Source organism: Shewanella sp. M-Br, from assembly GCF_036245925.1.
Lineage (GTDB): Bacteria > Pseudomonadota > Gammaproteobacteria > Enterobacterales > Shewanellaceae > Shewanella > Shewanella oncorhynchi.
The window spans coordinates 1-24637 of sequence record NZ_BJBV01000037.1 but is presented as its reverse complement, the minus strand read 5'-3'; the positions used below and the strand labels follow the sequence as shown (position 1 = coordinate 24637).

At 46.9% G+C, this 24637-nt stretch carries 18 protein-coding genes and 1 pseudogene; 15 read left to right on the top strand and 4 right to left on the bottom strand.

Translation table 11 applies throughout. The annotated features are described in order from the left end of the window. The first annotated feature begins 21 nt into the window (after positions 1-21). The 9 genes from AAA952_RS21570 to AAA952_RS21530 all read left to right on the top strand — a co-directional run bounded on the left by AAA952_RS21570 (position 22) and on the right by AAA952_RS21530 (position 13599). Positions 22-2874, top strand: coding sequence for a formate dehydrogenase subunit alpha (locus AAA952_RS21570; protein WP_113940319.1), 2853 nt, complete (start codon positions 22-24; stop codon positions 2872-2874). A gap of 26 nt (positions 2875-2900) precedes the next feature. Beyond that, positions 2901-3497, top strand: a complete 597-nt coding sequence (fdh3B, locus tag AAA952_RS21565; protein ID WP_006083566.1) for a formate dehydrogenase FDH3 subunit beta — start codon at positions 2901-2903, stop codon at positions 3495-3497. Between the two features lie 49 nt (positions 3498-3546). Next, positions 3547-4575 carry a formate dehydrogenase subunit gamma gene (locus AAA952_RS21560; RefSeq protein ID WP_113940318.1) on the top strand — a complete coding sequence of 343 codons (1029 nt, stop codon included), beginning with the start codon at positions 3547-3549 and terminating at the stop codon, positions 4573-4575. 396 nt (positions 4576-4971) lie between these two features. Next, a complete protein-coding gene (locus tag AAA952_RS21555; protein ID WP_253989766.1) occupies positions 4972-5172 on the top strand; it encodes a twin-arginine translocation signal domain-containing protein in 201 nt (66 codons plus the stop codon). A gap of 17 nt (positions 5173-5189) precedes the next feature. Then, complete coding sequence (locus AAA952_RS21550) at positions 5190-8042, top strand: molybdopterin-dependent oxidoreductase (protein WP_131525790.1); 2853 nt, start codon at positions 5190-5192, stop codon at positions 8040-8042. 29 nt (positions 8043-8071) lie between these two features. Continuing rightward, entirely contained in the window at positions 8072-8641 is a 570-nt protein-coding gene (gene fdh3B, locus AAA952_RS21545; RefSeq protein WP_338259508.1) for a formate dehydrogenase FDH3 subunit beta, read from the top strand. Between the two features lie 79 nt (positions 8642-8720). Beyond that, the gene (locus AAA952_RS21540; protein ID WP_338259517.1) at positions 8721-9704 is read left to right on the top strand and encodes a formate dehydrogenase subunit gamma; all 984 of its coding nucleotides are present in this window, start codon (positions 8721-8723) and stop codon (positions 9702-9704) included. A gap of 420 nt (positions 9705-10124) precedes the next feature. Beyond that, positions 10125-11708 carry a methyl-accepting chemotaxis protein gene (locus AAA952_RS21535; RefSeq protein WP_113940315.1) on the top strand — a complete coding sequence of 528 codons (1584 nt, stop codon included), beginning with the start codon at positions 10125-10127 and terminating at the stop codon, positions 11706-11708. Positions 11709-12213: 505 nt separating this feature from the next. After that, entirely contained in the window at positions 12214-13599 is a 1386-nt protein-coding gene (locus AAA952_RS21530) for a tetratricopeptide repeat protein (protein ID WP_338259506.1), read from the top strand. A gap of 70 nt (positions 13600-13669) precedes the next feature. Here the strand turns inward: AAA952_RS21530 and AAA952_RS21525 are convergent, their stop codons facing one another. Then, the gene (locus tag AAA952_RS21525) at positions 13670-14584 is read right to left on the bottom strand and encodes a bile acid:sodium symporter family protein (RefSeq protein ID WP_338259505.1); all 915 of its coding nucleotides are present in this window, start codon (positions 14582-14584) and stop codon (positions 13670-13672) included. A 380-nt stretch (positions 14585-14964) separates the two neighbouring features. On the opposite strand from AAA952_RS21525, the gene AAA952_RS21520 reads away from it, so the two are divergent. The 3 genes from AAA952_RS21520 to AAA952_RS21510 all read left to right on the top strand — a co-directional run bounded on the left by AAA952_RS21520 (position 14965) and on the right by AAA952_RS21510 (position 17657). Next, positions 14965-16302 carry a coproporphyrinogen III oxidase family protein gene (locus AAA952_RS21520; RefSeq protein ID WP_105250563.1) on the top strand — a complete coding sequence of 446 codons (1338 nt, stop codon included), beginning with the start codon at positions 14965-14967 and terminating at the stop codon, positions 16300-16302. 132 nt (positions 16303-16434) lie between these two features. Continuing rightward, complete coding sequence (locus tag AAA952_RS21515; RefSeq protein ID WP_011787794.1) at positions 16435-16668, top strand: hypothetical protein; 234 nt, start codon at positions 16435-16437, stop codon at positions 16666-16668. Between the two features lie 47 nt (positions 16669-16715). Next, positions 16716-17657 carry a DUF4424 domain-containing protein gene (locus tag AAA952_RS21510; RefSeq protein WP_338259501.1) on the top strand — a complete coding sequence of 314 codons (942 nt, stop codon included), beginning with the start codon at positions 16716-16718 and terminating at the stop codon, positions 17655-17657. A 53-nt stretch (positions 17658-17710) separates the two neighbouring features. Here the strand turns inward: AAA952_RS21510 and AAA952_RS21505 are convergent, their stop codons facing one another. Continuing rightward, positions 17711-19711 carry a ligand-gated channel protein gene (locus AAA952_RS21505; protein WP_263193040.1) on the bottom strand — a complete coding sequence of 667 codons (2001 nt, stop codon included), beginning with the start codon at positions 19709-19711 and terminating at the stop codon, positions 17711-17713. A 125-nt stretch (positions 19712-19836) separates the two neighbouring features. Here AAA952_RS21505 and AAA952_RS21500 point away from each other — a divergent pair, with 125 nt between their 5' ends. Both AAA952_RS21500 and AAA952_RS21495 read left to right on the top strand, forming a co-directional pair. Further along, on the top strand, positions 19837-20850 hold the full coding sequence (locus AAA952_RS21500) for a LysR family transcriptional regulator (protein ID WP_338259498.1): 1014 nt from the start codon (positions 19837-19839) through the stop codon (positions 20848-20850). Between the two features lie 77 nt (positions 20851-20927). Next, positions 20928-21805: pseudogene (locus AAA952_RS21495) on the top strand (patatin-like phospholipase family protein). Here the strand turns inward: AAA952_RS21495 and AAA952_RS21490 are convergent. Both AAA952_RS21490 and AAA952_RS21485 read right to left on the bottom strand, forming a co-directional pair. Then, the gene (locus AAA952_RS21490) at positions 21789-22730 is read right to left on the bottom strand and encodes a LysR family transcriptional regulator (protein WP_338259496.1); all 942 of its coding nucleotides are present in this window, start codon (positions 22728-22730) and stop codon (positions 21789-21791) included. The pseudogene AAA952_RS21495 and the gene AAA952_RS21490 overlap by 17 nt on opposite strands. Positions 22731-22758: 28 nt before the next feature. Beyond that, on the bottom strand, positions 22759-23616 hold the full coding sequence (locus tag AAA952_RS21485; protein WP_173248142.1) for a DMT family transporter: 858 nt from the start codon (positions 23614-23616) through the stop codon (positions 22759-22761). A 193-nt stretch (positions 23617-23809) separates the two neighbouring features. Here AAA952_RS21485 and trmL point away from each other — a divergent pair, with 193 nt between their 5' ends. After that, the gene (trmL, locus tag AAA952_RS21480; protein WP_168827769.1) at positions 23810-24274 is read left to right on the top strand and encodes a tRNA (uridine(34)/cytosine(34)/5-carboxymethylaminomethyluridine(34)-2'-O)-methyltransferase TrmL; all 465 of its coding nucleotides are present in this window, start codon (positions 23810-23812) and stop codon (positions 24272-24274) included. Positions 24275-24637 lie beyond the last annotated feature (363 nt).

Below are 24637 nucleotides of genomic sequence, written 5' to 3'. Positions count from 1 at the left end.
TAAAATAGAGGAGAGTGTGTGATGCGATTAACCCGCAAAACAGACCAGGTTGTCGAAGCTAAAGCGCCAGCACTGGGTCTCAATCGTCGTCAGTTCTTAAAATCGGCAAGTCTTGCCACAGGAGGGATCGCTGCGGCGTCCATGCTGGGCACAGGCATGATGCGTAAAGCACAGGCCCAAGAAGATATTGGCCATAATGTTCCCACCGAAGTCAAACGTACCATCTGTTCTCACTGTGCCGTAGGTTGCGGTGTGTATGCAGAAGTACAAAATGGTGTATGGACGGGTCAAGAACCCGCATTCGATCACCCGTTCAACGCTGGCGGTCACTGCGCGAAAGGTGCTGCACTGCGTGAACATGGTCATGGCGAAAAACGCCTGAAATACCCCATGAAGTTAGAAGGCGGAAAATGGAAAAAGATCTCTTGGGATCAAGCGATTAATGAAGTCGGCGATAAAATGGCTTCAATTCGTCAAGAGTCAGGCCCAGATTCAGTCTACTTTATGGGTAGCGCTAAGTTCTCTAACGAACAAGCTTATTTATATCGCAAATTTGCGGCATTGTGGGGTACGAACAACGTCGACCATTCTGCCCGTATTTGTCACTCTACCACGGTAGCCGGTGTTGCTAACACTTGGGGCTACGGTGCGCAAACCAACTCAATCAACGATATTCGCAACTCTAAGTGCATCATGTTTATTGGGGCAAACCCCAGTGAAGCGCATCCTGTTGCCATGCAGCATATTTTGATTGGTAAAGAACGCGGTGCCAAAATCATCGTTGTTGATCCACGTTTCACCCGTACTGCAGCGAAATCTGACGAGTACGTGCATATCCGTCCTGGCACAGACATCCCCTTCATTTATGGCCTGTTATGGCACATATTTGAAAACGGCTGGGAAGATAAAGAGTTTATCAAACACCGTGTCTATGGCATGGATCGTATCCGCGAGGAAGTGAAGAAGTATACCCCTGAAGAAGTTGAGTTAGTTGCGGGTGTACCAAAGGCGCAGATGTACCGCGTCGCCAAAATGATGGCTGAAACCAAACCCGGAACCATTATTTGGTGTATGGGTGGTACTCAGCACCACGTGGGTAACTCTAACACTCGCTCCTACTGTCTTTTACAGTTAGCACTGGGCAACATGGGTGTACCTGGCGGCGGCACTAACATTTTCCGTGGCCATGATAACGTGCAAGGCGCAACCGATTTTGGTTTGTTATTTGATAACTTACCGGGTTACTACGGTTTAACGACTGGCGCTTGGGCCCATTGGAATAATGTGTGGGATCTCGACCCTAATTGGGTAGCGAGCCGTTTCGATCAAGGCGAATATCTAGGACAAAAACCGCAAACCTCTGCGGGTATTCCTTGTTCGCGCTGGCACGATGGCGTGTTAGAAGATAAAACCAAGATAGCGCAAAAAGACAATATTCGTCTGGCGTTCTTCTGGGGACAATCGGTCAACACTGAAACCCGTGGCCGTGAAGTGCGTGAAGCCTTAAACAAAATGGACACCGTCGTCGTTGTCGATCCATTCCCAACCATGGCGGGTGTTATGCACCAACGTCAAGATGGGGTTTATTTACTTCCTGCGGCAACCCAGTTTGAAACCTACGGTTCAATCTCTGCGACTAACCGCTCAGTACAATGGCGTTCTAAGGTCATAGAGCCCCTGTTCGAATCCCTGCCTGATCATGTGATCATGTACAAACTCGCCAAAAAAGTGGGTATAGATAAAGAGCTATTCAAGCATATTAAAGTCAATGGTGAAGAGCCTTTGATTGAAGATATCACCCGTGAATTTAACACAGGTATGTGGACTATCGGTTATACCGGACAAAGCCCAGAGCGTTTAAAAATGCACCAAGAAAACTGGGGTACTTTTGATGCTGACAGCCTAGAAGCCCCCGGCGGTCCTGCCAAAGGCGAAACCTACGGCTTACCTTGGCCATGTTGGGGCACACCAGAGATGAAACATCCTGGTACCCAGATTCTGTATAACGAAGCCAAACATGTGAAAGACGGTGGCGGTAACTTCCGTGCTCGCTATGGTGTGGAACATGAAGGCAATAATATTCTTGCCGAAGGTACTTACTCTAAAGGCAGTGAGATCCAAGATGGCTATCCTGAATTTACCGCCGATATGCTTAAGCAATTAGGTTGGTGGGATGACCTTACCGAAAACGAGAAAAAACACGCCGAAGGCAAAAACTGGAAAACTGACATTTCCGGCGGTATCCAACGTGTTGCTATCAAGCACGGCTGTATCCCTTACGGTAACGCTAAAGCTCGTTGTATTGTATGGACATTCCCAGACGATATTCCACGCCACCGCGAACCACTTTACACGCCTCGTCGTGACTTAGTCGCTAAATACCCCACCTACGAAGATCGTATGGTTGCACGTTTACCGACACTGTATAAGTCAATTCAAGACAAGGATTTTGCTAAAGACTTCCCATTGGCACTCACATCAGGCCGCCTAGTGGAATATGAAGGTGGTGGTGAAGAATCCCGCTCTAACCCTTGGTTAGCTGAACTACAACAAGAAATGTTCATCGAAATGAACCCTGCTGATGCAGCGGATCGCGGTATTCGCGACGGTGACAATGTTTTTGTTCATGGTCCAGAAGGCGCCAAAATCACGGTTAAGGCTATGGTGACACCGCGCGTTATTGCCGGTGAATGTTTTATGCCATACCACTTTGCTGGGGTGTTTGAAGGCGAAAGCCTAGCGAAAAACTATCCTGAAGGCACTGTGCCTTACGTGATAGGCGAATCTGCAAACACCATTTTAACTTATGGCTACGACGTTGTGACTCAGATGCAAGAAACTAAGTCCAGCCTATGCCAAATCAGCAAAGCCTAACCTACTTGATGAGGAGATAAGCCATTATGGCAGTCATGAAATTTCTGTGTGACACCAAGCGCTGCATCGAGTGTAACGGTTGCGTCACTGCATGTAAGAACGAAAACGACTCCGCTCTCGAGTGGGGAATTCAACGTCGCCGCGTGGTGACGATCAACGATGGTCTACCTGGCGAAGCCTCAATTTCAGTGGCTTGTATGCACTGTACTGACGCTCCCTGCATGGCCGTATGTCCGGCAGATTGTTTCTACCGTACCGAAGACGGCATAGTGCTACACAACAAAGATACTTGTATCGGTTGTGGTTATTGCTTCTATGCTTGTCCATTTGGTGCACCGCAATTCCCGAAAAAGACTGCCTTTGGTAGTCGTGGCAAGATGGACAAGTGTACTTTCTGTGCCGGTGGCCCAGAAGAAACCTTCTCCGAAGCTGAGCGTAAAAAATACGGTGCCAACCGTATTGCTGAGGGCAAATTACCTATGTGTGCTGAGCTTTGTTCTACTAAAGCGCTGCTCGCAGGTGATGCGGAAGTGGTATCAAACATTTACCGTCAACGTATGGCCTCTCGAGGCAATCCTAACGTGATTTGGGGTTACAACCCCAAGACAGGTGAGATTAACTAAGCAGAGCGAGGGTTAGGGAGAAATCCCTAACCTCTGGCAAGGAGTGAAAATGTTAAACAAACAGTTAAACAAATCACTGCGCAGTCTGTTTGCTCTGTTGGTGCTCGTCATGGGATTGGGATTAGGTTCAGTCATGAGCTCAAACCCAGTACACGCAAGTGATCAGCAATCGAGTCAACAACAGGCGAAAGCGCAAACCAGCGATGCCGATCTTTGGCGAGCGGTAAAAGCAGGCGATGCCGGCTATACCACTGCCAAAGGAATAGATACTGGGGTGTTGATTAACGTTGCCGGTAACCAAGGTAAAGAACTGAGAAATGAATACTTAACCCCCGTCATGGCGCTAGCCGTGGTAGGTGTGTTTGGTGCTTTCTTATTGTTTTATCTGGTGAATGGTCCATCAAAACTGAGTCATGGCTTTTCAGGCAAGATGGTTTCGCGCTGGTCAAAGGCGGATCTGTGGATCCATTGGATCATGGCGAGCAGCTGTCTGGCACTGATGTTTACCGGTCTAACCATAATGTTAGGTAAGCATGTCATACAGCCAATGTTAGGGCCCGACCTTTGGGCGCCATTGATCTATGGCAGCAAAACAATCCACGATTGGGCAGGTCCCATTTTTATCGCGGCTTGGGCTGTATGTGTGGTGAAATGGATGCCGTTACAAACCTTCAAGATGTATGATTTGAAATGGTTTTTAGTGGTAGGTGGTTATATCAACTTTGGCCCGTTCAAAGGTAAGCACCCTGACAGTGGTTTCGCTAACGCCGGTGAAAAAATGTGGTTCTGGACCCTGATGTTGTTTGGTTTATTCATCAGCGTATCTGGCATCATGTTGGTATTGCCAGGCTTGGATTTACCCCGCGAAGCCTCTATGGGCGCGCTGCTGATCCACTCTATCAGCGCCATTATCTTGATTGCCTTTACTATAGTGCATATTTGGATGGCGACCGTATTGAGCGAAGGCGGTATGGAGTGTATGAAGTCAGGCTATTGTGATGAAAACTGGGCAATCCAGCACCATAATCTCTGGTATGACGAAATCAAAGCCAACGGCAGCTTAAAGTATAAAGACTAAGTTAAACTGCAGCTTTTACATCCTCAAAACACCCCGCATCGCGGGGTGTTTTTTATTCGCACTGATACCCCTCGCATTAATTCAACAATACAAAAAATTAACAACTGAAACAGCGAGATACAAAAATCCGCCAACGCCCTCTTCCCTAGTAGTTCACTAAACTATGAGCGAGTTAACGCTTTAAGAGAACGGCCGCCGATTTCAGGGCTGCAAACTGTCCTAGATCAATTCCTACTCAACCCTTTCCTACTATATTGCCGTCACGCGCGATGATTGATGGTAAACAAGATGATTTCATTATCTTTTTCGCCGCTAATCTTCACTTTTTGATAACAAGATGAACCCCACAAAAAGCCGTGCGATCTCAAAAACTAAACCCTAATTTCAGGAGTCAGCATGAAGCAGCAACCCAGCGATTTATCTCGCCGATCTTTGCTCAAAGCGCTCACCGTCGGCAGCGTAGCGGGTGCCGCCATTGCCGCAACCGGCATGAGCGTGGCACAGGCCAGCGAGAGCAGCAAGGTAACCACTAAAGAGTCAAAGGGTTACCACGAAACTGCGCATATCAGCAGCTATTACGATAGCTTGCGCAGCTAATCTAGGAGAAGTCAGCGATGAAGTTAACTCGCAAGTCCAATGTTGCCACAGTGGCAGACAAACCGGCGTTAGGCATCAGCCGTCGTCAATTTATGAAGCACGCAGGTATCGCCACAGGTGGTATTGCCGCAGCATCTCTAATGGGCACAGGCATGATGCGTCGTGTCGAAGCCAAAGAAGTGCCGCATGATGCGCCAATCGAAATCAAACGTACTATTTGTAGTGCCTGCGCCGTCGGTTGTGGCCTGTATGCCGAAGTACAAAATGGTGTGTGGACGGGCCAAGAACCCGCATTCGACCATCCATTCAACGCTGGCGGTCACTGCGCGAAAGGTGCTGCACTGCGTGAGCATGGTCATGGTGAAAAACGCCTGAAATATCCAATGAAGTTGGTTGATGGCAAGTGGAAAAAAATCTCTTGGGAAGATGCTATTAACGAAGTGGGCGACCAAATGCTCAACATTCGTAAAGAATCTGGCCCAGACTCAGTGTACTTCATGGGTAGCGCTAAGTTTTCTAACGAAGGTTGTTACATGTACCGCAAATTGGCGGCTATGTGGGGCACAAACAACGTCGACCATTCAGCTCGTATTTGTCACTCTACCACGGTAGCCGGTGTTGCTAACACTTGGGGCTACGGTGCGCAAACGAACTCTTTCAACGATATCCAGAATGCTCATGCCATCTTCCTGATCGGGGCAAACCCAGCAGAAGCGCATCCCGTTTCGATGCAACATATTCTGATCGCTAAAGAAAGAAACAACGCCAAAATCATCGTCGTTGACCCACGTTTCTCTCGCACTGCAGCGCATTCAGACTTGCATTGTGCAATTCGCCCAGGCACTGACATTCCTTTTATTTACGGTATGTTATGGCACATTTTTGAAAATGGTTGGGAAGATAAAACCTTTATCAAGCACCGCGTTTTCGAGATGGAAAGTATCCGTGCTGAAGTGAAGAAATTCCCACCTAAAGAAGTCGAAAATATCACTGGCGTGAGCGAAGCCGAGGTTTATCAAGCGGCTAAATTAATGGCTGATAACCGTCCTGGTACTGTGATTTGGTGTATGGGTGGAACTCAACACCACGTTGGTAATGCCAACACTCGCGCTTATTGTATTCTGCAATTAGCACTAGGCAACATGGGCGTTTCAGGTGGCGGCACTAACATTTTCCGTGGCCACGATAACGTACAAGGCGCAACTGACTTAGGTTTGTTATTTGATAACTTACCCGGTTACTACGGTTTGACCTCAGCAGCATGGAGTCACTGGACCCACGTTTGGGATCTGGACATGGCATGGGTGAAAGGTCGTTTCGATCAAACAGCCTACCTTGGCAAAGATCCAATGACGACACCGGGTATCCCTTGTTCTCGTTGGCACGATGGTGTGTTAGAAGATAAGAGCAAGTTAGCGCAGAAAGATAATATCCGTATGGCGTTTTTCTGGGGACAATCGGTCAACACTGAAACCCGTCAGCGTGAAGTGCGTGATGCCTTAGACAAGATGGACACAGTCGTCGTTGTCGACCCATTCCCAACGATGGCAGGTGTTATGCACCGTCGTAAGAATGGCGTATATCTGCTGCCTGCGGCAACTCAGTTTGAGACTCACGGTTCAGTATCTAACTCAGGCCGTTCTATCCAGTGGCGTGAGCAAGTCATCGAGCCACTGTTCGAATCTAAAACCGACATCGAAATCATGTACCGTTTGGCCCAAAAACTGGGTATTGCCGAGCAGTACACTAAACGCATCGCGATTGAAAATGGTTTACCTGTGATTGAAGAAATCACCCGTGAAATCAACCGCGGTATGTGGACTATCGGTATGACAGGTCAAAGCCCTGAGCGTATCAAGTTACACACCCAAAACTGGGGCACTTTCAGCAACAAGACGTTGGAAGCCGCAGGCGGCCCAGCTAAAGGCGAAACCTACGGTTTACCTTGGCCATGTTGGGGCACGCCAGAAGCTAAGCACCCTGGCACTCAAATCCTCTATAACCAAGCCAAACACGTTAAAGACGGCGGTGGTAACTTCCGCGCCCGTTACGGTGTTGAATATAAGGGTCAAAGCATTTTAGCCGATGGCACTTATTCTAAAGGCGCTGAAATTCAAGACGGTTACCCTGAATTTACTGCCGATATGCTCAAACAATTGGGTTGGTGGGATGATCTGACGGCAGAGGAAAAAGCGGAAGCCGAAGGTAAAAACTGGAAAACAGATTTGTCAGGCGGCATAGTGCGCGTGGCGATCAAGCACGGTTGTATCCCCTTTGGTAATGCTAAAGCTCGTTGTATTGTATGGACTTTCCCTGATCAAGTCCCTGTACACCGTGAACCGTTATACACAGCACGTCGTGACTTAGTGGCGAAATACCCAACCTATGACGACATGCAAGTACACCGTCTCCCTACGCTGTATAAGTCTATCCAAGACAAAGACATGAGCGGCAAGTACCCGCTGGTACTGACATCGGGTCGTCTGGTTGAATACGAAGGTGGTGGTGAAGAATCTCGCTCCAACCCTTGGCTGGCTGAACTTCAACAGGAAATGTTCGTTGAGATAAGCCCTGCCGACGCTGCCGATCGCGGCATTCGTAACGGTGAAGACGTCTGGTTAGAAGGCGCCGAAGGTGGCCGTATTAAGGTGCAAGCCATGGTTACCCCAAGGGTAAAACCCGGCGTTACCTTTATGCCATACCACTTTGCGGGTGTGATGCACGGAGAAAGTTTAGCGCCTAATTATCCAGAGGGAACAGTGCCTTACGTTATTGGTGAATCTTGTAACACTGCGCTGACCTATGGTTATGACCCTGTGACACAAATGCAGGAAACCAAGGCATCACTCTGTCAGATTGTTAAAGCGTAAGTGCAGCTTAAGCTAGGAGAATTGCCATTATGGCTACAATGAAATTTTTGTGTGATACCAAGCGCTGCATCGAATGTAACGGTTGTGTCACTGCCTGTAAAAACGAAAACGACTCCGCTCTCGAGTGGGGGATCCAACGCCGCCGCGTAGTGACAATCAACGATGGTCAACGTGGTGAAGCCTCAATCTCTGTCGCCTGTATGCATTGCTCAGATGCACCTTGTATGGCGGTTTGCCCAGCAAACTGCTTCTACAGAACCAACGACGGCATAGTGCTACACGACAAAGATGCCTGTATTGGTTGCGGTTACTGCCTGTACGCCTGTCCATTTGGCGCACCTCAGTTCCCGAAAAAAGGTGCCTTTGGTAGCCGCGGTAAGATGGATAAATGTACCTTCTGTGCTGGTGGCCCAGAAGAAAACCACTCAGATGCAGAACGCCAAAAATACGGTTCAAACCGTATTGCCGAAGGCAAACTGCCTATGTGTGCAGAACTGTGCGCGACTAAAGCCCTGTTAGCGGGTGATGCCGAAGTGGTTTCAAGCATCTTCCGTGAGCGTGTGGCTTATCGTGGTGCTAAAAACGCGGCTTGGAATTAATTCAGGTCAACAGGATCTGTCCACAGACTTAGCTTAGCGCCTATCTAGGTGGGCGCGACTAAGTGAGAGAGGATGTATGATGAACAAATGGTTCAAGCACATAGGTTTCGCCATAGCACTGTTATTTAGTGCTGTGTGTATAGCCAATGGTGGTGATGAACTGGCGAATCAAGTTCAACAGTCTGATGCCCAAATTTGGGCGCAACTGAAGGATGGTGCCACGGGATACACTACCTCCCAAAGTGAGTTTCATGCTCAGCCGATCAATACCTATGATTTACGAGTATTGGAGCTGCGTAGCGACTGGTTAGCGCCTGCCTTAATGGCAGCACTATTCGGTATGATCATTATCTTTGTCCTATTTATAAAGGTGAATGGCATCTCCAAGCTGCACCATGGTTTTTCAGGCAAGTTAGTGCATCGCTGGTCTAAGTTTGATGTTTCAATCCACTGGTTAGGCGCGATCCCATGCTTACTGTTGATTTTAACAGGCTTAACCTTATTAGCAGGTCGCTTCTTCTTCCAACCTTGGTTGGGTGAAGGCATCTGGGAAGCAATCGTCTATGGCGCGAAGCAAATCCATGACGTGATGGCGATTCCCTTCATGATAGGTTGGGCATTGATGACCACCCTATGGGCGAAAAACCAGCTGCCAAAAATGTACGACGTAAAGTGGTTCATGGTAGTAGGCGGTTACATTAACTTTGGTCCGTTCAAAGGTAAGCACCCAGATGCAGGTTTTGCTAACGCGGGTGAGAAAATGTGGTTCTGGGCATTTGCCCTGTTTGGATTAGTGATTTCGGCCTCGGGCATGTTATTACTCTTCCCTAACCTGTTCGAGCCAAGCCGTACATTAAGCTTGATCGCCCTGGTACTGCATTCAGTGAGCGCTATCGTGATCTGTGCTTTCTCTATCGTACACATCTTCATGGCAACTGTGATGTCAGAAGGTGGTATGGAATGTATGGTGTCAGGCTACTGTGATGAAAACTGGGCAAGCCAACATCACAACCTGTGGTTTGACGAAATCAAAGCTAACGGCACCTTGAAATACAAAGACTAGTATCATTGACTCGTCTCAACGCATAAAAGAAACCGTCGGTTGAACTAAAACACCTCGCAGCGTCGAGGTGTTTTTCTTCATGCCAACATTGATACATTTTAAAACATTTACTCAATCTGTGATGTCGCTCACAAGCGGCAATACCTGTGTTGTTTCTATGTTTCGAAATTTAGGAGATTTGACAAATTATAAATTAAAAACAATAAGTTAGAATTCAACGTTATTTTGCAACTCAATATATAATCAACCCAGCGTTTGATTACATGCAACAATATGAAAACAAGTATTAATAAACAATGCCTTACGGTGTAATTTAAACAACCATCAATTTGCGCCCTCTTATTTCAGGCTGTAAAATGACCATATTGTGTAATTTTATTACATCACCTCTTCTATCCGTTTTATATCCTTAAGGTCACTATGTTTAATAATGCTAAAACCAGCACTCTGACGGCTTTGCCCTCGGTGATCGCGAGTATTCTACTCATCATCATAGGTATCTCATCCTATCGTAGCTTTACCGATCTCGGTGAAACTAGCCATCGCTTAGTCAACAATACCCAACTAGCTGAAACCTTTACCAATATACGTGCTGAATTCTTTGAGATTCGTTTAGCGACGTTAGTTCACAATGAAAAAGGCATTACCGAACATCAGCAGAAAGTTGGTCAACTCGTCGCGAAACTCTCTGAGTTTGATACCAATTTCATGGGGCAAAATGCGCGTAACATTCAGACTTTACAGCCACAGATAGAGCAATATGTCCGTCTTTACCGACAAGAAGTTACGCTTGCTGAACGCACCTCAACAGAAGCTGAATTAACTCAGGAACGTCGTGAACTCGGCCCTAAAGTCAGCGATCAGATCAATCAACTCGTTTCACTAATCACTATCCGTAACCATGAGTTAGGAGCTCAGGCAGGAAGTAAGATTGCTATCGCAGAAAGCCTATTACTAGGCCTGATTTTATTTGCCATCGTCGCCTCGATCCTTAGCGCGCTCTTTATGAGCAAACGCTTAGTCCGGGTAGTCAATGACATTAAGCGGGTAATAGAACGCCTAGCCAATGGCGACCTGACACACAAGACAAATATTAAGGGTGACAACGAGCTCTGCTCACTCGCCACAGATCTCGATCGCGTTATCGATAATCTACGCCATATTATCTCGGATATTACCCAAGCCTCGGATCATATGTCTGACCAAATTGGGCAATTGAATGTACAGTCAAATGCCAATAATCATGCACTGCAAATCCACGCCGTTGAAACCGACCAAGTCGTGACAGCCATGACTGAAATGAGCGCCACGGCCCATAATGTCGCAGGTGATGCAGCATCTGCTGCCCAGTTTACTCAACAAGCAAATGCGCAAGCGGATAAATCGAAGAAAGCCGTTGAACAAGCTGCCAACACTGTGATTGCCTTGGTCGCTAAAGTCGATGTCGCTGCTGATGCGATTAATGATATGAACGAAAATACCCGTCATATCGCCGCGATTTTGAATGTAATAGGTGAAATTGCCGATCAAACCAATCTGCTAGCGCTTAATGCAGCCATCGAAGCCGCCCGTGCAGGTGAACAAGGTCGAGGCTTTGCTGTTGTCGCCGATGAAGTTCGCTCACTGGCCGCACGCACTCAAGCAAGTACCGCAGAAATCAACCAGATGCTGGAACAACTTTATCTTGGTGCCAATGCCGCCGTAACCGCAATGGAGCAAACGAAACACAGTTGCCAGCAAGCCGCCGATACCACCAATCTAGTGACGGAAAACCTTGATACCCTGACCACTTATGTGTTCGATATTAATGGGCTCAGTAATCAAATTGCCACCGCAGCAGAAGAGCAAAGCGCTGTGACCGAAGAGATAAACCGTAATCTGACCACCATTCGTGAAATGGTCGATGAACTGAATCAAAGCGGTAAAGCCACCCTCAATAGCGCAACCTCTTTGGCCGCGACGAAGGAACAACTCGTCGGCGTGGTCTCGCATTTTAAGCTTTAGGTTTAGGCTCCCTGAAAAAAGCTTTTAAATCTGCGGCCTAATAACAAAAATTATTGGGCTGTCAGATTTTTAGATGAGATATAAGGCGAGTCACACACCTGCAATATAAATCGCAGCCAAGAAAAATAACCTATTATTAATACTGTATTTTTAGAAAAATTATTTACCAAAAAATGATTAAATTGATTCAGTGTCAACAGTGCTAAACCAATAATAAGGGCGTGAAGCCTATAGTTCAGCAATGAAGATACGTATTGCCCATCTCCCACTCCCACAATATTAAATACCACTAAAAAACTTCGGACTCAGCTAATCAACGATTAGCTATCGTCGGCTTCCATGTAACGCCAACACACGGCAGTGCTACCGCTGCAATTCATCCGCCTGTCCATAACACAGTGGTAAACCGCAAGGCTTGCTTGTAGCATAACAAACCACTATGTTAGCCAACTTCAATCGCACTACCGCTTGCAAGTACCCGCTTAACGACAAGGATGTTATGAAGATGTTCACTATTGCTACTCTCCTATTACTGTTGACCGTAAGCTTTGCAGCAACCGCAGAAAAGTCCGCGCTGGAACAGTTATTTGAGCAACAACAATACGACGCTTTCTTGCAACAAGCACAGCAGCAAGCAGCAGAGAACAATGCTGAGGCGTTATTCTTACTGGGTAAAGCCTACCATCTCGGCCGTGGCGTCACGCAAGACAATGCCACCGCCAGCCAATACTATGAACAAGCCAGAGCCTTAGGTTCGGCCCGTGCCAGCCATAATCTAGGCAGCATGGCGCTGGATAATGATAGCAAAACGCAGGCCATCCCCTTGTTAGAAGAAGCACTGGCGCAGGGTCTTAAGCTACCGACCTTATATAACCTAGGACGAGCACACAGTCCGGCAGATCCCAGCTCAAGGTTCTATCTAGCGAAAGCAATCACTGCGGCGCAGCAAGCGGGGAGTTACTTTGGGCAAGCCTTTGAACTCCAACCCGATAACCTCTATCTGGATAATGCCTCACGCGAGTATCTGCGCGCGTACTTAATGGCGATGCAAAGTGTCGGCAGCGAAAGAGAAAGTCTCGACATCCCGCAGTTACGCCAGCAAGCCATAAAGTGGCTAGAATTGGGTATGGCAGCAGATGATGGTACGGCGTGGACAAACTACGGCGCTCTGCTGTTGAATGAAAATGACTACAGCGGCGCGAAAGCCGCATTTTTACAAGGTGCTAAGCGTCAAGTTGCCATCGCTAACTATCATTTAGGCAGCATGGAAGAGCGCGGTTTGGGCGCAGAAGCCGATAAAGTGAAAGCACTGGCATACTTCGAGAAAGCAGCGTTAGCCGGCATGGAACAAGCTAAAACGCCCGCATATAATCTGCTTAAGGCACAACTGGAATATGAAGACGATCTCACTAAATTGGAACAGGGCATTGCCCGCTTTAATGCACTAAAACAGCAAGATGAGTATGTTCCCATCTCACTTGACTCAGTTATTCATCGCCTGACGTGGGGTAAGTTTCTGGCACAGCAGCGACAACAGATTATTTCGTTGCCAACAGCGGCCAAAACCCAATTAAGCTTGCAGGCCTGTGGTTTAGGCTACAACCAACTGCATGGCAGCACATACAATATTGGAGAAAACTCTCACTGGCGTATGGCGGCGTATCTAACCTTAGCTGACAAAATCGCCTTACCACTAGAAGGCAGAGTCGATGAACATGGCTGCGCCAGTTTAACGATTACCATGACAGATCAGCTGTATCACTTGTTACAACAAGGTGCCGTATTCGGATTACGCTTTCCCAACTACACACTGCCACTGGCATTAAGCCGGCAAGAAAATATCTTGCAGCTAACACTCATGCCTGTCGAGACCCCATTACCGGTTAATTAGTCACAGCAATTTAAGCCTGTGGCCGCGCTTGCTCAGGTTACAGGCATTGTCTATTTTCGACAGCAACATCTTACTTATCTTGCGATTCCCTCGCCCAATATCCCGCCAACATGGCGCCAGACAAATTATGCCATATCGAAAATATCGCGCTGGGAATGGCAGAAATAGGACTAAAGAATTTAATACATAAAGCAGTGGCGAGACCGGAGTTTTGTAGGCCAACTTCGATAGAGATAGTTTTACAGACTGTGTGGTTAAAGCCTAATAAACGGCAACAGAAATAGCCTAAGGCGAGACCAAGACCATTATGTAAGAACACGGCCAGCAGAATAATCGGGCCAACTTTATCAAACTGATTGGCATTTAACGCCACGATAATCGTAATCGCCATCACAATTGCCAAGATAGAAATCAGTGGCAATGCAGGAGCGACTTTAGCCACCAGCGATTTAAAAAAATGATTGATAATCACGCCAACGCTGACAGGGATCAGCACAATTTTCACTAAACTCAGCAGCATATCGGCGAAGGGTATATCGATCATCTCCCCAATCAACAGCTTAATAATCAGTGGCGTTAACACCACACCCGCTAAGGTCGACAATGCCGTCATGGTTATCGATAAAGCCACGTCGCCTTTTGCCAAATAACAAACCACGTTTGAGGCGGTGCCGCCTGCAACACTGCCTACTAACACCATGCCTATGGTGAGTTCCCTATCTAATCCTAATAACAGGCTGATCAATAATGCGCTGAGCGGCATGACCGAAAATTGCAGCACGAGTCCTGCGAGTACAGCATGTTTCTGTTTGAATGCATTAGCAAAATCCTGAAGATCTAAAGTGAGCCCCATAGAGAGCATGATGATCACCAACAGCGGCACTATGGCGGATTTAAGCTCAGTAAACCAACTCGGCATCAGATAAGCTGTCATTGCGCCTATCAGTGCCAACAGCGGGAAGAAACGGTTTACGTTTGCCAACATAGTGGGCCCTTTACATCAAGAGGTTATTTTTATCGTTCGGATGATGACAGCCGTCCCTTGGATAGACAAGCGCTAATCCGCCAGCAACAAAATGCCTAGAATGGTGATTTTCAATCTCAGCATTTAGACTGACGCGGTAAGCTAACCCCGCAAATCTACAATAAATTCCGCTAAAAAATGCATGATAAAAATGCATTCTCAATCGCTAAAACATGATCTGCTTAACAAAAAGCCCGTGATTTCCTTGTTAGGAAACCGTAACTTATAACCAGTTCACGTTTTAACAATTACATTCGAGGTAGTCTTATTGCGCTAGGTGGTCGTGAATTACCTAAAGCAATTTCGGTGTTTACGGTTAGCACTCTCAGATAGGAATCGTTATGTCATCAGTTATTCAAACGCTCAGCGGCGCTATCGCAACGCCTTATCAAGCGAATATTACCGTCCCTAACTGGATGCTCGGCTCGATGGAACGGGTCATGCAGTACTATGTCGATAAGAATCTTCGCCTCGATACGCTTTCCGCAGAAATGATGCCAGCACCGGTTGAAGGCAAAAAATATATGCTATACGCACATATTCCCTTCTGCCATACCCTGTGCTCTTACTGTACCTTCCACCGTTTTATGTTTAAGGAAGACAAGGCACGTGCCTACTTCATCTCATTACGTAAAGAGATGGAAATGGTCAAGGCCCTCGGCTATGACTTTGAATCTATGTACATTGGTGGTGGTACCACCACGGTATTAGAAGACGAATTAGCCCGTACCATAGAACACGCTAAAACCCTATTTCCTAGCATTAAAGAAGTCTCCTGCGAGTCCGATCCACAGCATTTAGACAGCCCAGGCTTTAAACAGCTCAAAGGCTTAGTGGATCGCATGTCTATCGGCGTGCAAAGCTTTAATGATGATATTTTAAAAATGACCGACCGACTCGATAAATTCGGCACGGGTCAGCAAACCTTCGACAAGATCATGGGTGCCAAAGAGTTGTTCCCTATTATCAACGTCGACCTGATTTTTGGCTTCCGCGGCCAAACCGATGAAGTGATCCAACACGATCTCGACATGGCATCGCGCTTAGACCCAAGACAAATTACCACCTATCCGCTGATGATCACTCATCAAACCCGTAAGAGCGTTAAAGGCAAATTAGCGGCGCCGCAAGCGGATATGGCAAACCAATATCGCCAAATATTAAACAGTCTTAATGGTCAATATAATCAATTGTCTGCATGGGCATTTGGTAAAACCGATGACGAAGGATTTGACGAATACGTTATCGATTACGACGAATACTTAGGGGTAGGTTCGGGCTCATTTAGTTTCTTAAATGACACGCTTTATGTGAACACTTTCTCGCTACGTAAGTACCAAGAACGCATCGCAGCGGGTCAAATGGGTGTCGAGCAACAAAAGAACTACAGCAAAAAAGACGTGATGCAATATCGCTTTTTGCTGGGCATGTTCTCCGGCCGTTTATCGCGTAAATATTTCCGCGAAACCTTTGGCGTCAATTTAGATACCGCCTTATTTAAAGAAATGACGTCAATGAAACTCATTGGCGCCATCAAAAACGACCCAACAGATCCCGACAATCTGATCGTCACCGACAACGGCAAGATGATGGGTCTATTGATGATGAAAGAGTTTTACTCAGGCATGGATAACGTGCGCGCCCAGTTGCGTAAACCGCTCAAACCCTGTGATATGTAACACTTATTGATGATTGTTGATTCATAAAGACTAAACAGGCCCTTCGAGGGCCTTTTTGTTAACTCGGTTTAAAGGTAATCTTGCCCAGTACTATTAATTGAGCACAATCCCAACAATAAAGGAGTATTCGTTATGGGTTTTAATGAACAAGAAAAACAAGCCTTATTAGCACTCAAAGGCGTTGGCCCAACGGTAATTAAACGCTTCGAAGAAATTGGCATCAGCTCGCTGCAACAACTCGCCCAACACGAAGTGGATGATATTGCTAACTTAGTCGCCAGCATGCTGCGCACCACTTGCTGGAAAAATAGCCCACAAGCGCGAAATGCGATAAGTGCGGCCATCGACCTCGCCCGCGCGCAATAATCGTTCCCCATTGATACTTAAAGCATCCAACTAGAGTTAAGAAGTTCATGTCAGCACACTTAGCCATACCCCTTTTTGCTATAGTTTTACTCGTCTACGGAGAAACGGCCTCTGCCAACGACAGCAGTTTTGGCGATGCTAATGGCTCTATTACCTTGAAATATCAGCCTAATATCAGTATGGATAAAGAGTCCCTCTTCATCAGCGAGACCGAAGTCAGGGTCGATTATGTGTTTACCAACACCAGTTCGCAGGATCTTATCGTCCCCATCGCTTTCCCCATGCCACCGATGTTTTTTGGCTCCGCTGATCACAGCAGCATTGATAACTTCACCCTTAAAGTGAATGGTAATACCCAGCCAACTCAGCACAGGCTGGTTGCCCAACTTGCCGATAAAACCGATATTTCAACCGAGCTGAAACAGCTTGGCTGGGGTGTAGATGAAGTCGCTTACTTTGCCGAATATGCCGAAGTCCCCAAGGGTAAACCCGCACTCCCCAAGCAATGGTTGGATGAGAACCAACAAATCGCCTTTACCCTAAGTGATTACTTTGTGTGGGAACAAACCTTTCCCGCGGGCCAATCTGTCGCTATCAGCCATAGCTACACGCCAAGCATCTCAACGGGCATCCCCGATACTGCCAGTAGTATTATTGATACTTACACTGAACTGGCCTGTTTAGATGAAAACGCCAAGCAAGGCATTAGGAAGCGCAACCTTATCGTTAAACAAGACGGTGAAGATCAGGAGATTGGCGTCGAATGGAGCCATCTTAGCTATATTTTGGTCACAGCTAATAACTGGCAAGGGTCAATTAAGGACTTCAAACTCACCCTAAAAAAATCCCAGCCCACAGATCTCATTAGCTTGTGTTTTGATGGCGAGCTTAAAAAAACTGACCCACTCACCTTTGAGTTCCAGCAAAAACAGTTCACGCCAAAGCAAGATCTCAGCGTCCTGTTTATTCGTAAACCGAATTTTGAATAATCAAAAAAGAAGCCAGCTAAGTGCTGGCTTCTTTATAACTCGCTATTTTTAATTTAAAAACTATAGGTCATACCTAACCAGTAACGGCGGCCATCTTCGATATAACCGTATTCTTCTTGGGTAATTTCCTTATCGAAGGCGTTATAAATGCCCGCACTAAATTTCAGGCTATCGTTCAACTGGTAGTTAGCCCCCAAATCCAGCAGAGTATAAGAAGGGGCGATTAAACTGCTCGATGAAGGTCCTGTCGTCGGTTGGCTCTCTTCGCCACGGTAGTTCACCCTCAACCAAGTGCTTAAATTATCAATAGGCTCGTAGTTGAAAGACGCTTGGATCAAATGCTTAGGCAATTGATTCAATGGGCTACCTTTATAAACACCTGTCTTTTGCTCCGAATCCGTATAGGTATAGTTACCTGTCAAACTCAAGTTTGAGCGAATGCGATAGTCGATACTCAGTTCAATCCCTTGGGTCACAGCTTCGTCGACGTTCACATAAGTCGTCGGATTAGAACCAAATTGATTTGGACCATCGGTACATTGAGTCGCAGGACAGGCAACGCGGGTGATCTTGTCATTAAACTCGTTATAGAACACACCCGCGCTAGCGGTAATGCTCTCGGTCAGATCAGAATACAAACCTAACTCGTAGTTAACTGAAGTTTCAGGTTGTAAATCTGGATTACCGTACATGTTGCCACCGCGGCTGACTTGTCCCCAGTCGGGCACTGTCTGGCGCAAACTCGGCGCCCTAAACCCTGTTGATACACCGCCCTTTAAGGTGGTGCTGTCGGTTAATCCCCACACGCCATAAACGCGCGGACTGACATGATTACCAAAGTTTTCATCATCATCCAAACGCAGCCCCATGGTCAGAGCAAAGTTATCGACAATGCGCCATTCATCCTCAGAAAACACCGACCATTGTTTGCGACTAATATCAGTTAAGTCACTCACTTGGTTACCTGTTTCGTCGGTGAGATCTTGATGATTGAATGCTGCACCAAAGGTCGCTGTATGACTTTGGCCTAACGTAGTGATAAGGCTAGATTGCGCATCCGTGTTAGTGATTTTCATCTTACGGGTTTTATTATCAAACACTTCATGCTTGATATAGCTATCCGAAGTACCAAAGTCCCAACGACCTGTATGTGAAAGGGAGAAGGTGCTGTTTTCATATTCTGTCGTTGAAGATTCAGGGCAACCGCGACGACCACAGGCTTCGCCCGGTGCTAACGGTGTGACGGTTTTACCTAAACTGCTGTCGAGTTCTTGGTTAGAGGTGCCAACTTCAAACATGATATCGTGATTTTCATTGGGTGTGAGCGCAAATCTCGCGGTCAAGTTAGTCGCATCGCGACCTCGGTAACCACCATAGATTTGATCTTCTTCACGCTGGGTATATTGACCATAAAGTTGCATCCCTAGCAGATCTTTGATCAAACCACCGTTGACGAAAAAGTTGCCTTGATACACATTTCCCGAGTCAGATTTCTCCTGCAAAGTGCTGTCGAGTCGCACCTCACCCTGCCACTCGTTTGGCACTTTGCGAGTGATAATGTTAATTACCCCACCAATGGCATCCGAACCATAAAGTGACGACATAGGCCCACGAACGATCTCAATTCTATCGATAGCAGCCAATGGTGGCGTCCAAGCGCCTTCAACGCCTGGGCCGTCACTGTTGGTCCGTGTCTCGCGCGAGGATTGGCGTTTACCATCCACTAAAATTAACGTGTATTGGCTACCCATGCCCCGCAGACTGATATCCTGACGGTCTGCACCGCCCGTAATCACCACGCCGGGCACTTCTAACATGGCATCGGTTAAGTCGCGGTAGAAGCGGTTATCCAGATCCTCACGGGTGATCACGCTGATAGAAGCTGGCGCATCGCGAATTTGCTGTTCAAATCCCGATGCAGTCACCACGATTCTTTCCATCATCTTTTCTTTATCTGATGCGGTATCCGCAAGGGCATTTGTTACTGGTACTGTGGGCAACAAACATAAAGCGGTGATCACTTGAGCGAGGTACTTCTTACGACTTAACAACATAACCGACAAGTCTCCATTAGAGCAAAGATTGTAAATGAGAACAATTTTCAATACGGTAATGTATCTCTATGTTACAATCAGCTCAAGTTAGACTTTAGGTATTCACTTGTAAGAGTTACTTAAAAATGAATAAAAACATGATCAAAGGGATGATCGTTTTTGCGACAATCGCAGAAAAGGGCTCAATGAGTGCCGCAGCGCAGCAATTAAATCTCAGCTCGTCGGCGGTAAGTCAGCAAGTGACCAAGCTCGAAATGGACATGGGGATCAGCCTGTTCCACCGCAATACCCGCAACCTCACGCTCACCGAAGCGGGCAGTTTGTTCTATGAGAATTGCCGCAAGGTCATAGCGATAGTCGAAAGCACAGAGCAGAAACTTAATAACTTGAAAGGTATTCCATCAGGGGAATTAAAGATTGCCGCGCCTATAGGATTTGGCGGCGGCCTGTTAAGCGAACCTTTTAATTACCTGTTGGCAGCACATCCACAGATAAGTTTGAATTTACTGCTGCAAGATGGCCCGATAGATATAGTCAACGACGGTATCGATCTGGCGATTTGCATCGGCCCCTTATCGGATTCCAACCTAATTGCCCGCCATTTAGCCGATTGGCGTATGTTACTGTGCGCCTCACCTAATTATCTGCCAATGCATAAAAACCTTAGCCACCCAACGGAGTTAACTGAATTAAATCGGATCTATCACACTTATGCTAAAGGCGATATCTTAACCCACGCCTTCAGCCAAGAGTGTTTTGAACTGACAAGCCAGCGAATTAGCGTCAACAATATGCAAGCGTTAATTCAACTCACACTCGATGGTCTAGGATTTGCCGCCCTGCCCGAACCTGAAGTACACAAATACCTCGAAAGCGGCCAACTTGTCACCCTATTACCCGAATGGTCACTCAATACCTACAGTGTTTATAGCGTAACGTCGGCGCGGGATAAGCAGCCCGCAAAAGTGAAAGAAGCGCTCAATGCACTTAGCCAATACTTTAGTCAGGCAGATTTTCACCAAGCCTATCATGTTAACCTGGGCCATCAAAAAGATGGTGTAAACGATAACGTAACCAATATCTTACCAATTAAAACTAAGAAAAAGTCACATCATCTTGATGTTGGTCACGCATCTTGAGGATACCTTACACGCATTCATTTCTGCGCTAAGCTGGGGTATTCTGCGGTGATAAACCGATAAAAAGATGTAACCCGATGAAAGATGTGGCCTTAGTGTTGGAAGGTGGTGGCCTCAGGGCCATTTATACCGCAGGTGTATTAGACGCGTTTTTACAGCAGTCACTTCACTTCAACTATGTAATTGGGGTATCTGCAGGTGCCATTTATCCCGCGTCCTATGTATCCTGCCAATTTGGTCGCAATCTCCACATTCAGCAGCAATATCTCAATGACAAACGCTATATGGGCATTCGCCATTGGCTGGCAACGGGTAATTATGTCAATACAGACTTTACCTACCGTCGCATGGCTTATGAGTTGCTGCCATTTGATTTTGATACATTTTTAAATAGTAATACCGAATTCAAGGTCGGCGCCTTTAACTGCAATACAGGAAACACCGATTACTTTGGGATGGCCGATTTTAATGAACACGATAAATTGCTCGACGTGCTCATTGCTTCCTCTAGCCTGCCTTTTATGTCTAAACCCAGCGTGATTAACCAACACCATTACCTCGATGGCGGCATCGGCGAACCGATACCGTTAGCGCAATCACGCAAAGATGATTATGCACGCCAAGTGGTGATCTTGACTCAAGATCAGCATTACCAAAAATCCGCGATGAAAATGAATTGGTTAGCCCGCAAAACCTATAAACGCTACCCCGCAGTTGCCCATGCGTTAAGTGAGCGCCACCGAGTTTATAATCAAGCATTAAGTTAAACCAAGCCGTTGCGAATAATAAAGCCTTTGTGATCCGCCCAGCGCAACCACTTCACCTATCGCGGCTCGATCGCAACATCGGGAAAGTAACCGCCGTCTATCAGCAAGGCTTAGCAGATGGGCAAAATATCTTGCCCGCATTAATCACTTGGTTAGCCGCACCAAAACTGCCTAAATCTGAGGTGTAATCGAACGCAGCACTTGGCTAATAATCAACTCTCGCAGCCATTTATGGCTTAAATCATGCTCAAAGTGTTTGTGCCACATCAATAAATACGCGCCGGGGATCAATTTAATGGGTGATGGTAAAGACTGAAGCTCAAAAGACTTCATCACAGCCAAGGCATAGCGCGAAGGCGCGCAGAGGATCAAATCGCTCTGTTCACACAGGGTGAGAGCACTCTGAAAGTCGGTCATATTCACGGCAATATCCCGCTGACGGCCCTCGAGTTGCAACACATCATCCAGCAACCAATGCTCTAAACCGCCAAAGGCCACTTGCAGATGGCGATAACTCAAGAAGGTATCTAAATTCCATTCTTGTGTTAACGCCGGATGATCACGACGCATCAAACACACTGGATAATCCTGCACTAACTCAACATGGCATAAGTCATCGGGAATATTATTCACATGCATGGGCGAGCGCTCGTCCCACTCGCGACAACCTATGGCTAAGTCGATGTCGCAGCGCAGTAATCTGTCCATGGTATCGAGTCGCCACGTTTGGCAATTGAGACTCACACCGGGCGCTCGAGTGAGCAACATGGGCATAAAATGGGGAAAGGTCAGTGAATAGGTGGTTTCGACCAAATGCATTCTAAACTGTCGTTGGCTCAAGGCGGGTTCGAAGGTGTCCGGCCGAGTAAATTGCGCCAATTGCTGTAAGCATTGGCGCAACTCAGGTGCGAGTGACAAAGCCTTGGGCGTCGGTTTTAGGCCGTAGGCGGTACGCTCAAATAAAGGATCATCAAACACTTCCCTCAGACGTGTAAGCTGTTTACTCACCGCCGACTGGCTCAAATGCAACCGCGCAGCAGCGGCGGTCACGCTTTGTTCCTCAAGTAGGATTTCGAGTACGGGCAGTAAATTCAGATCCAAACGTTTTAGCATCTATGCCTCATTCACCCCAAAATAATGACTAGGGTTGCACTTTTTTAAATGGATTTAACCTTAAATTCTGCGGCAACTTCATCAATAACAGTGACAATAAAATCACAGCTATTCCCATCCATTGGCGCATATCTAAAGTTTCCCCCACAATCATGACCCCTAATGATACGGCAACCACAGGGTTGACTAAAGCGACCATACCCATGATTTCTGGCCCTAAGTTTCGCATAGACCATAGCCAAGCCCAATAGGCAACGGCGGTGTTGGCAATCACTAACCATATCAGTGAAGGTACAAGCGTCATACTCGGTAGCTGCGGTGGCCCTGCCATAAACCAAGCCAGTGGGATCAACATCAAACCGCCTAATAATAGCTGCCACGCGGTCAGCACTAAAAAGTCACCCACATCCCACTTTTGCATCCAGCGAGAAGAAAAGGCAATTAACGTCGTGGCACTCAGCATGCAAAGTACGCCGATAGGATCGAGATCTGCCGAAGGGTTAAGCAGTAAAATGACCCCACCTAATCCCATCAAACCTAATAATAACCACTTCATTCCTGGGCGTTTTTTATCAATGAGCCAAGCCAGTATTAAGAAGATGAGCGGCAGAGTAGCCCCTAAGGTTCCCGCCACCGCGCCCGGCAAACGATACGCGCCGATAAATAGCAAAGTGAAGAAGGCACCGATATTACAAAAAGCCAGCAAACCAAGCTTTGACCAAACCAAAGTTGGCAAACGAGGACGCAGCATCAGCATTAATATCCCCGCAGGTAAGGCACGCCACACGGCTACCCAGTAGGGCGACATGTCATGTAAGTAGAGACTCACTAACGCATAGGTCGTCCCCCAAAATACAGGAGCGAGTAACGCAATAATAAAGGGCATAATGACTTCTTAAAAAGTATCTTGATGTTGAGATATGTTACTTTGAGATAATAAAACAGGCAAGCCTTGAGATAACAATTCCACCTATCACAACCTCTATTGCATGAACTTAGCCAAATCCACCCACAACAGACACTGCGCTTGGGCACCGTTTGCCGTATAATCGGCCGTCATTTTCTACAGGCGGGCCAGTATGTTCCATATCGCACTCTATGAGCCAGAAATCGCACCTAACACAGGTAATATCATTCGCCTTTGCGCAAACAATGGCTGCCAGCTGCATTTGATTGAGCCATTAGGTTTTGATCTAGAAGAGAAAAAGCTACGCCGCGCGGGTTTGGACTATGCCGACTTAACCAATGTGACTCGCCATAAAGACTTCGATGCTTTCCTCGAAGCCATGGCTGGCAAGCGCATTATGGCCTGCACCACTAAGGGGAGTCGCCCGCATACAGAGCTGAGTTTTGCCAAAGACGATGTGCTGCTATTCGGCCCAGAAACCCGAGGTTTACCGATGGCGATTATCGAATCCATCCCCACTGAGCAGAGACTACGCATCCCCATGGCGGCCACCAGCCGTAGCTTGAATCTGTCTAATGCGGTGGCAATTATCAGCTATGAAGCGTGGCGTCAGCTTGGGTTTGAAGGCGCGGTTTAATGCGTAGTGATGCTTAAGTGGATTAGTCTGGACTTAACCTGTCAATATTCAAATCACGATGCAATCAGATCCGACAGGTTAATTTAACTCCATTCGCCCCTAAAGCAAGACAGTTGAGCTACGCGCATTACGCATTAATTGTCCTTGCTTCCCCAGTGACGCGCCGTCTATTTCTTTCAAAATAAGTATCCCTGAGGCTCGGCGGCATCCATGCCGCCAACGGTCACTGTTGCAACAGTGGCAATCTTAACTACCCCCTTACACTGTTCGTTTAGCTAAAAAGGTATTGACCAAAAGCGTGCTGCGTAAGACTTTTCAATCTACAGGTTACGCTAAAGCCAAAACGGTGAGCCATGGTGATTC